We start from the raw sequence: 6,000 nt of genomic DNA on the forward strand, positions 1-6,000 counted from the left end.
TCCCGGCCACCCGGCGTGGCACTGTGCGGAAGATGTTGATCAGAGCGACCCGATCAGGAGTGCCCATGACCGGCAGACCCACCCGTCGTACGGCCCTGCTCACCGCGCTCGGCGCGGGCACGGCCGCCGCCCTTCCCGCCGCCGTCGCGCACGCGGCCGGCGGGAAGCCCACCCCGCCCGTCGCCGTCACCGACCAGAAGTCCCGCCGCGTCCTCGTCCTCGATGTGCGCCTGCCGTGGGACTCGCCGGACGCCGTGCGCTGGGCCTTCTCGCCGGAGGGCGACGAGAGGTACGCGGACCTCGTGCCGCAGGAGAGCTGGACGTACGTCGACGAGGCCAAGGCCCGCCGCCGCAAGGGCCGTACCTACCTGCTGACCACCGCCTCCTTCGGCTTCGCCGCCGTCGTCGAGGTGCCCACGGGCCGCCGCTACTGGGCGGGCGCCCTCGCCGGCGGCACGGACACGCTCAACCCGCACAGCATCGAGCTGCTCCCCGACGGCAACGTCGCCGTCGCCGGCAGCACCGGCGACATCATCCGCATCTACACCGCCTCGCAGGGTCCGGCCGCCGACGCGTACGCCGAGTACCGCTTCGACGACGCGCACGGACTGCAGTGGGACGAGCGGCGCGGCCTGCTGTGGGCCCTCGGCTACGACGAACTGATCGCCCTGAAGGTCGGCGGCACCCCCGCCGAGCCCACCCTCACCCGCGTCGACACCGCCGCCCTGCCGCACCCCGACGGGGTGCGGGCCGGCGGGCACGACCTCGGCCTCGTCGCGAGCCACCCGGACCGGCTGTGGCTGACCACGAACCACGCGGTGTACCAGTACGACATCGCCCGGCGCGAGTTCCGCCAGGACTTCGCCGGCGCCGCGCAGATCAGCCGGCGCAGCGTGAAGGCCGTCAGCGACGTGCCGGGCAGCGGCCGGGTCGCCACCACCGTGCCGGAGCCGGGTCTCGGTGAGACCTGGTGGACGACGACCGTTTCGGCGCACAACCCGGAGGGCGCGTACAAGCTCCCGGACGGCGGGATCTACAAGGCCCGTTGGTGGCTGCCGGAACCCCGGTGAGCGCGGCGTGGCCGAGTCCGGCCGCGCCGTCCCCTCCGGTGCCCGGCCCCGCACCCGGGTGAGATGACGCCGGCGTCCTGAAAGCCGGTGGTGTCCGGCCTGTTCAGCCCTCGGGCTCCTCGGCGGTGGACCCGGCGCGCGTGCGCTTCCCGTCCTCGAACTCCCTGCGCAGCCGCCGGTCCATCGCCATGGCGACCTCCGCCTCCAGCACCTCCATCGACACCGGCCGTAACTGCTCCAGCGCGTCGGTCAGCCGTTCCACCTGCTCGCCGGTCAGCTCGCCCGCCGGCGTCTCCGTGACGTCGGCCAGCACGTGCTCGCGTATGAGCGCGGTGAACAGCCCGGCGAGGTCGTCGGCGTGGGCGCGCACCTCGCGAGCGGCGGCGAGCACGGCGGCCAGCGGCACCCCGCTGGCCACCAGCTTCGACGAGGCGTCCAGCAGCCGCCGGCTGACGTGGATGAACTCCTCGCCCTCCACGGCGACATAGCCCATGTCGATGGACGTCGCCAGGTTCTCCGGCGAGACCTCACCCGCGAACCGGTCGGCCAGCTCCTCCGGCGTGATGCGCACCGGGGTCTCCTCCGACCACGGCTTCGTCGGCGTCTCCTCCAGGCCGAGCAGCTCGGCGGCGCCGCGTACGTCCCTGCCGCTTTCGAAGGCGGAGATCAACTCCGCGATGCCGCCGAGGGTGTGACCGCGGTCCAGCAGCGCGGAGATCGTCCGCAGCCGGGACAGGTGGCCCTCGCCGTACCAGGCGATCCGGCCCTCGCGGCGCGGTGGCTGGAGGAGTTTGCGCTCGCGGTAGAAGCGCAGGGTGCGGACGGTGATGCCGGCGCGCTCGGCCAGCTCCTCCGTCCGGTATTCGCGTCCCACCTCTGTCCCTCCGCCGGTCCGCCGCGGCCGGTCCGCGCGGCCTTCGCCGTTCTCCCGCCGTCCTCGCAGGTCCGGGCCGTACGCCCGGACCACCAGGGTAGGACCTCCCGCCGACACCCCGCCCCCGGGCGGAAGTCGATCGCGCCGGCCCCCTACCCATCGGTAAGGACACGGCCTACTCTCATTCTGCCAGTGAATGCTGGCGCAATCGCGACTCCACGGCTGGGAGGACGAGGGCGATGACGCGTGAACATGTCAGGGTGGCGGTGATCGGTTCGGGCTTCGGCGGCATCGGCGCCGCCGTCCGGCTGCGCCGCGAGGGGATCACGGACTTCGTCGTGCTGGAGCGCGCGAGCGCGCTCGGCGGCACCTGGCGGGACAACAGCTACCCGGGCTGCGCCTGCGACGTCCCCTCGCACCTCTACTCGTTCTCCTTCGCTCCCAACGCCGAGTGGCCGCGCACCTTCTCCGGCCAGCGGCACATACGCAGCTACCTGGAGCAGGTCGCCGACGTCTTCGGCATACGGCAGCACGTCCGCTTCGACCACGAGGTGCGCAGCATCCGCTGGGACGACGACGAACTGCACTGGGAGATCGACACCCCGCGCGGCGAACTCACCGCCGACGTCGTGGTCTCCGCCACCGGGCCGCTGTCCGACCCCAAGATCCCGGACATCCCCGGCCTCGACACATTCCCCGGCAAGGTCTTCCACTCCGCGCGCTGGGACCATGACGTGCCGCTGGGCGGCAAGCGCGTCGCCGTGGTCGGCACCGGCGCCTCCGCCATCCAGATCGTGCCGTCCATCCAGCCCGAGGTCTCCCGGCTCACCGTCTTCCAGCGCACCGCGCCGTGGGTGCTGCCGCGGGCGGACCGCACCATCAGCGCCACCGAACGGTGGCTGCACGCGCGCGTCCCCGCGACGACCAAGCTGCGCCGCGGCATCCTGTGGGGCATCCGTGAACTTCAGGTGCAGGCGTTCACCAGACATCCGGGAGAGCTGGGATTCCTGGAGCGCCTGGCGAAGCGGCACATGGCCCGGGCCGTGAAGGACCCCGGCCTGCGCCGCAAGCTCATCCCCGACTACCGCATCGGCTGCAAGCGGATCCTGCTCTCCAACGACTACTATCCGGCGCTCACCCAGCCCAACGTCGACCTCGTCGCCTCCGGTCTGAAGGAGGTGCGCGGCTCGACCCTCGTGGCCGCCGACGGCACCGAGACCGAGGCCGACGCGCTCGTCTTCGGCACCGGCTTCCACGTCACCGACATGCCCATCGCCGAGCGCATCAAGGGCCGCGACGGCACCACGCTCGCCGAGGCGTGGAGCGGCGGGATGGCCGCGCTGCGCGGCGCCAGCGCAACCGGTTTCCCCAACCTGCTGACGGTCATCGGCCCCAACACCGGCCTCGGGAACAGCTCGATGATCCTCATCATCGAGGCACAGCTCACCTACATGGCCGACTTCCTCCGCCGTCTCGACCACCTCGCGAGGCCCGGCGGCCGGGTCGCGCTCGACGCGCGGCCGGCGGCGGTGAGCAACTGGAACGCGTGGGTGCAGGAACGGATGAAGCGCACGGTGTGGAACACCGGCGGCTGCGACAGTTGGTACCTGGACGCCAACGGGCGCAACACCACCGTGTGGCCGGGCACGACGAGCGAGTTCCGCAAGGTGACGAGGAAGGTGCACCCGGAGGAGTACGAGGTGTTGCGCACCGGCGGGGGAGCGCGGCGTACCGGGGAGAGCTCCCCGGAGTCCGCCGGCGCGCGCCGGGGCGGGGAGGCAGTCCGGTGACCCGGCTCATGCACGTCACCTCCGGCCCGTACGCCCCGCCCGTGCCCCGCCGGGAGCTGACCGCCGTCTCCGCCGACGGCACCCGGCTGTACGTCGAGGAGCACGGTCCGAAGGACGCGCCCGCCGTCGTCCTCGCGCACGGCTGGTGCTGCTCGACCGCCTTCTGGGCGTCGGTCGTCCGCCAGCTCTCACCCGACCACCGGGTCATCGTGTACGACCAGCGCGGCCACGGCCGCAGCTCCGCCGGCACCTACGGCTCGTACCGGACCGCCACCCTCGCCGACGACCTCGGTGCCGTGCTCGACGCGGCGCTGGTCCCCGGTGAGAAGGCCGTGATCGGCGGCCACTCGATGGGCGGCATGACGCTGATGGCCGCCGCCGGGCGTCCCTACCTGCGTGAGCGGGCCGCCGCCGTGCTGCTGTGCAGCACGGGCAGCGCGCGGCTGGTGCCCGAGTCACGGGTGGTGCCGCTACGGGCCCGGGGGCTGCGCTCCGCGGTGCACCGCGCGCTGCTCGTCTCACGGCTGCCCATGGGGCCGGTGACGCCGCTGTCGAAGAAGGTCCTGGGCCAGGCGATCCTGGGCCGGGGCGCCACTCCGGCGCAGATCGAGGCGAGCGCCCGGATCGTCTTCGCCACCCCGCGCAAGGCGCGCGGCACGTGGGGCCGGGTCCTGGCGGCGCTGGACCTGGACGCGGAGGTGGCGCGGATGCCGGTGCCGGCCGCGGTGGTGCACGGCAGCGCGGACCGGCTGACGCCGGTGCGGCTGGCGCGGAAGATCGACGGGCTGCTGCCGGAGAGCGCGGGGTTCACCGAGCTGGCCGGGCTGGGGCACATGACCCCCATCGAGGCGCCGTACGCGGTCGCCGAGGTGCTGCGCGGGCTCGTCCGCGACCACCTGGCGGGAACGCCGGCGCGGGCGCAGGCTGAAGGGGCGTCCGGGACGATCGCCGGGACGGCCGGCGAGCCGCCTGCCGGGACGCCTGCCGGACCGGCCGCCGCCGCGGCCACCGAGGAGAAGGAGGCGGGCGCATGAGCCGCTGGCACGGAATCGAGGGCAGGACGGTCGTCGTCACCGGCGCCGCCCGCGGGGTCGGCGCGCTGCTGGCCCGCCGGCTGTCGGCGCGCGGGGCGCGGCTCGCGCTGGTGGGGCTGGAGCCGGACGAGCTGAAGAAGGTCGTCGACTCGCTGCCCGGCGACGCCGCCCACTGGCACGCGGACGTCACCGACCACGACGCGATGGCGGGCGCCGCCGCCGAGGTCGAGGAGCACTTCGGCGGCGTCGACGTGGTGGTCGCCAACGCGGGCGTCGCCACCGGCGGCCCGTTCCTCGACTCCGACGCCCGTTCCTTCGACCGGGTCATCGAGGTCAACCTGCTGGGCAGCGTGGCCACCGCCCGCGCCTTCCTGCCCGCGCTGGTCCGTTCGCGCGGCTACCACCTCCAGATCGCCTCCCTCGCCGCCGTGACGCCCGCACCGATGATGGCGGCGTACTGCGCGTCGAAGTCCGGCGTGGAGGCGTTCGCGCACTGCCTGCGCGGCGAAGTCGGCCATCAGGGCGTGGACGTCGGCGTCGGCTATCTGAGCTGGACCGACACCGACATGGTGCGCGGCGCCGACGAGGACGAGGTACTGCGCGACATGCGGGCGCGGCTGCCGTGGCCGTCCAACAAGACCTATCCGCTGGCGCCCGCGGTCGAGCGGCTGGTGGCGGGCATCGAGCGGCGCTCGCCGCACGTCTACGGGCAGTGGTGGCTGCGCGGCATGCAGGCGGTGCGCGGTGCGCTGCCGTCGGTCGTCAGCGGGCCGCTGGGGCGGCGGGAGATGCGGAAGCTGGCGCCGCGGCTCGCGGCGACGCGGGAGGCGCGCGGCGGTCTGGTCGGCGCGGGCGGCGCGGCGGACGAGCGGGCGCGGGCGCTGCGCGAGACGCGGGACTAGCTGTTCTGTCTCGGGAGGTTGTGGACGGTGATGTAGGTCTCGGCTGGGGTTCTTGAACGGGTGAGGGCCTTCCGGGTTCGGTGTGGATTGCGACATCTCCACCGAGCGATCAGAAGGCCCTCATGAACCACCGTAATGCCCCGCTGACCGAGACCGGTCGTCTGCGTCTGGCCCGCTGCGTCGTTGAGGACGGCTGGAGCGTGCGGCGGGCCGCCGAGCGGTTCCAGGTCTCACCAACCACCGCATCCCGGTGGGCGAGCCGCTACCGGGAGCTGGGCGAGGCCGGGATGCGTGAGCGCTCCTGCCGCCCGCATCGCAGCCCACGCCGGA

Annotated in this window: 6 protein-coding genes; 5 read left to right on the top strand and 1 reads right to left on the bottom strand. The window is 73.7% G+C overall.

Features of this window, described 5'->3' with window-relative positions:
• Positions 1–65: 65 nt before the first annotated feature.
• On the top strand, positions 66–1,070 hold the full coding sequence (locus tag I003_RS0106190) for a DUF6528 family protein (protein ID WP_027770715.1): 1,005 nt from the start codon (positions 66–68) through the stop codon (positions 1,068–1,070).
• Between the two features lie 103 nt (positions 1,071–1,173).
• Here I003_RS0106190 and I003_RS0106195 read toward each other — a convergent pair whose 3' ends face one another.
• The gene (locus I003_RS0106195) at positions 1,174–1,944 is read right to left on the bottom strand and encodes a MerR family transcriptional regulator (protein ID WP_027770716.1); all 771 of its coding nucleotides are present in this window, start codon (positions 1,942–1,944) and stop codon (positions 1,174–1,176) included.
• Positions 1,945–2,183: 239 nt separating this feature from the next.
• On the opposite strand from I003_RS0106195, the gene I003_RS0106200 reads away from it, so the two are divergent.
• The 4 genes from I003_RS0106200 to I003_RS34540 all read left to right on the top strand — a co-directional run.
• Positions 2,184–3,734 carry a flavin-containing monooxygenase gene (locus I003_RS0106200; protein WP_027770717.1) on the top strand — a complete coding sequence of 517 codons (1,551 nt, stop codon included), beginning with the start codon at positions 2,184–2,186 and terminating at the stop codon, positions 3,732–3,734.
• Complete coding sequence (locus I003_RS0106205; protein ID WP_027770718.1) at positions 3,731–4,768, top strand: alpha/beta hydrolase; 1,038 nt, start codon at positions 3,731–3,733, stop codon at positions 4,766–4,768. Before I003_RS0106200 ends, I003_RS0106205 begins: the two co-directional genes overlap by 4 nt.
• On the top strand, positions 4,765–5,670 hold the full coding sequence (locus I003_RS0106210) for an SDR family oxidoreductase (protein ID WP_027770719.1): 906 nt from the start codon (positions 4,765–4,767) through the stop codon (positions 5,668–5,670). Before I003_RS0106205 ends, I003_RS0106210 begins: the two co-directional genes overlap by 4 nt.
• Before the next feature lie 122 nt (positions 5,671–5,792).
• Positions 5,793–6,000 (top strand): leucine zipper domain-containing protein (locus tag I003_RS34540; protein ID WP_158688942.1); only part of this gene is annotated, 208 nt, incomplete at its 3' end.

It is taken from the genome of Streptomyces sp. CNQ329 (assembly GCF_000482585.1).

Coding starts and splice junctions, on each gene's coding strand:
- I003_RS0106200 (WP_027770717.1), top strand. CDS start 2,184: ATGACGCGTGAACATGTCAGGGTGGCGGTGATCGGTTCGGGCTTCGGC.
- I003_RS0106210 (WP_027770719.1), top strand. CDS start 4,765: ATGAGCCGCTGGCACGGAATCGAGGGCAGGACGGTCGTCGTCACCGGC.
- I003_RS0106190 (WP_027770715.1), top strand. CDS start 66: ATGACCGGCAGACCCACCCGTCGTACGGCCCTGCTCACCGCGCTCGGC.